The sequence below is a fragment of the bacterium genome (assembly GCA_040753085.1).
Classification (GTDB): Bacteria; UBA9089; JASEGY01; order JASEGY01; family JASEGY01; genus JASEGY01.
The window spans coordinates 1-3,382 of the sequence record JBFMHI010000216.1; the positions used below are offsets into that span (position 1 = coordinate 1).

General features: G+C 47.2%; 3 protein-coding genes. All 3 read left to right on the forward strand.

Features of this window, described 5'->3' with window-relative positions; genetic code table 11:
• Positions 1–402 precede the first annotated feature (402 nt).
• Positions 403–1,953 carry a hypothetical protein gene (locus AB1797_13665; GenBank protein ID MEW5768633.1) on the forward strand — a complete coding sequence of 517 codons (1,551 nt, stop codon included), beginning with the start codon at positions 403–405 and terminating at the stop codon, positions 1,951–1,953.
• A gap of 70 nt (positions 1,954–2,023) precedes the next feature.
• Positions 2,024–2,827, forward strand: a complete 804-nt coding sequence (locus AB1797_13670; GenBank protein MEW5768634.1) for an electron transfer flavoprotein subunit beta/FixA family protein — start codon at positions 2,024–2,026, stop codon at positions 2,825–2,827.
• Between the two features lie 277 nt (positions 2,828–3,104).
• Entirely contained in the window at positions 3,105–3,269 is a 165-nt protein-coding gene (locus AB1797_13675) for an antitoxin family protein (protein ID MEW5768635.1), read from the forward strand.
• Positions 3,270–3,382: the final 113 nt, after the last annotated feature.

The window sequence follows — 3,382 nt, forward strand, 5'->3', positions numbered from 1 at the left end:
TAGTAATTTCGCAAACGCAATATATTTGCAGCTCCGTAGGAGCGACCTGTTTTTAGTAGTAGAGCTTGAATATCTATGTCTATGGAAAGTTTCTTGCATCTTATTTAAACCTATTTCACAGGTCGAATTCTGTTGACATAAGATAAGGATTTTGGTAATATATTGGTAACCGTTTTACCCCTAAGAGCCTGTTCCAAAACCCAGATACCAGGAGTCTGGCAGACGTCTGGTGTCTAAGGCCCTGAATGGTGCGTAACAGCAGAGGGATAGAGCCTGGGGTTTAACTTCCAAGGAGGCCTAACCATCATTCATATATTAAAAAATCAGTGTTTCATCCGTGTAAATCCGTGGCTGAATACTTACAAACAAATTTGAGGCGATTGCCCTGAAAGAGGTAGAGATTTGGAAAGATTAAGGCTAAAATACAAAGACGCGGTTAAAGCGCTGGAGACATTGAAAAAAACGAGGGGGCTTATTTTTCTAAGCTTCCTGTTAATAGCTATTCACTGTTCGCTGGCTCAAGCTGGCGAAGAATGGTTATGGGAACCGGTAAAAGGGATAAGGGGTGGTGAACTCAAGGCGATGGCTATTCATCCCAATGACTCCCGGATTCTCTGTGTGGGTTCCTCCCAGGGTGTTTATATCTCCCGCGATGAGGGCCAGCACTGGGAGGTAAAGCTGACTGGCCGGTCAATAAATACTGTCCTTATCCATTCAGACCACCAAATCTATGCCGGGGGTAAAAATGCCCTCTATCTAAGCAAAAATGAGGGGCAAGATTGGGAAGAAATATCCGGAGGACCTAAAGATATCCTCAGTTTAGGCTTCGATCCTGTGGATTCCCAAAAGATATATCTGGGGACAAAAACCGGTCTGTTCCAAAGTAAGGACGGGGGAAGAACCTGGTATAAGGACCCGGATTTGCCGGGTGAACTCACGGTCAACTTTTTGGCGGCTAAAAAATCAGGGGGTGGCCGCCGCCTCTGTCTGGCTTCTGACCAGGGTTTGTTTAGACAATCAGATTCATCCTGGGAAAGGGTTTTTGTCAGTTACACCCAAACTGAAGGTGAAGAGGGAACTGAGGAAGATGATATAGAATCATTAGGTGTAACAGCGGTCGTTATTGATCCTGAAGATTCCAACCGACTTTATCTGGGCAGGCGGGACGGTGTCTTTGAGAGCCAGGATGGAGGAGATTCTTGGAAGGCCATGACGAAAACAGGCATGACTGACACCCGTATCTATGCCTTACTTATTGATTCAGGGGATTTATATGTGGCTGCCCAAGGAGGTATCTTTCGGTTTTTACCATTAGAGGAAAGATGGGAAAAACCATATCCTGGTTTGCCTGATGAAAGAATAGTTGCCCTGGCCTCAAGCTCGGAATTTATCTGGGCCGTAGGCGACCAGCAAGTCTACCAAGCCGCTAAAGCGGCTGAGTCGGCGCCTCTGGTAAAGGTGGATATTGATCAGTTATTAGACTCCTTTTCTCATGAGCCCACTATCCGGGAGGTCCAGGTAGCGGCCATCCGTTATGCTGAAGTGGCGCCGGATAAGATAAAGAGCTGGCGAAGGGGGGCCAGATTTAAATCCATTCTGCCTGAAGTAACCCTCAGTTATGACAAAACCATCTACGGTTCGGCTGCCGATGGTACTATCACCGGTCCTAATGACTGGGGAGTCTCTCTGAGTTGGGATATGGCCGATCTGATTTATAATGATGACCAGACCTCTATTGACAACCGGTCTAAACTTATGGTGCAGCTTCGGGATGACATCCTGGATGAGGTAACCGGGATCTATTTTGAGAGAAGAAGACTCCAGGCCGAACTTGTCCTCTCCCCTCACCAGGACGTCAGGGAATGGCTCAGAATAAGGCTAAGAATCGAGGAATTAACGGCCGACCTGGATGCCCTCACCGGTGGTTACTTCTCCAGGGTGATGACTAAATGAGGGGTAGGCTTCTTAACCTACAACCTCCGACCCGAAACTCGGAACTCGAAACTAATTAAGGAGGCAGCAGATGAAGATAATCGTTTGTATCAAACAAGTACCGGACACAAGTGAAGTCAAGATTGACCCTCAGACCAATACCCTTATCAGGGAAGGGGTGGCCAGTATTATTAATCCTTTTGACAAATACGCCCTGGAGGCTGGTCTTCAATTGAAGGAGAAATATGGGGGTTATGTATGGGCGCTTACTATGGGGCCTCCGCAGGCGGAGGCTGTCCTCAGGGAGGCTTTGGGGATGGGGGCTGATGAGGCAGCGCTTCTCTCTGATCGGGCTTTGGCCGGCTCTGATACCTGGGCCACCTCGCGGGCCCTGACCGCCGCCATAAAAAAATTAGGGTCTTTTGATCTTATTCTCTGTGGTAAACAGGCTATTGATGGGGATACGGCCCAGGTAGGTCCGGAACTGGGTGAATCCCTCGGAATAGCTCAGGCCGCCTATGTGCGTAAAATTACCCCAGAGGCGGGGGATTCCAAGAGAATCAAGATAGAAAGGATGCTGGAGGACGGGTATGAATCAATCGAGTTAGAACTCCCGGCCTTGCTAACGGTGGTTAAGGAAGCTAACGAACCAAGACACGCCTCGCTTAAAGGTGTCCTGAAGGCAAAAAAAGCTAAGATACCTGTCTGGGGGATACAGGATCTTGGTCTTTCGGCTGATCAGGTAGGACTTTCCGGCTCGCCCACTCAGGTGATAAAGGTCTTTACCCCTTCCCGTCAGGGCACTTCAGAGATGCTTGAAGGAGAGCCAGAAGAGGTAGTGAATCAATTGGTAGAGAGACTAAAAGGCCAGGGTCTTCTAACGCATAGTGTGTAATTTATTTATTGATTTCGGATTTCGGATTTTTGTAACCGTTCAGCCACCAAGGCACGAAGACACGAAGGAGAAAAAAGTATGTGTTTTAGAGAGCAATAGAGCAATAGAGCAGCCGTTCTGGAACTTTCAGAAAAGTCTTTAACTACTGCTCTGCTGCTCTACTGCTCTATTTTTGTGTCTTAGTGTCTTAGTGGCTGAACACTTACTTTTCTTGTTCAGGTGCTCGCAAGAATAGCATAATGACGAAACTACAGATAGAATAAGGTGGTGATATAAAATGGTAACAGTATCAGTTGAATACCAAAAAGGGGTTTTGAGACCACTAGAAAATATCGAAAAATTCCAAGAGGGATCGGTGTTGAAGATAGAGATAAAACCAGATTTAAGACGATTAAAGGGGGCATTGAAAGGGTTAAATATCTCTTCTGGGAACATAGGGTAGAGTAGAGAACTGGCGAGTTACCCTCTCCAATAGCCTTAGGTGTCCTGCAATCTGTTTGCTCCCCGTTTCCAGGGAGTGCCTTAGGTACAGGCCGCCATCCACCGTAGTACTGG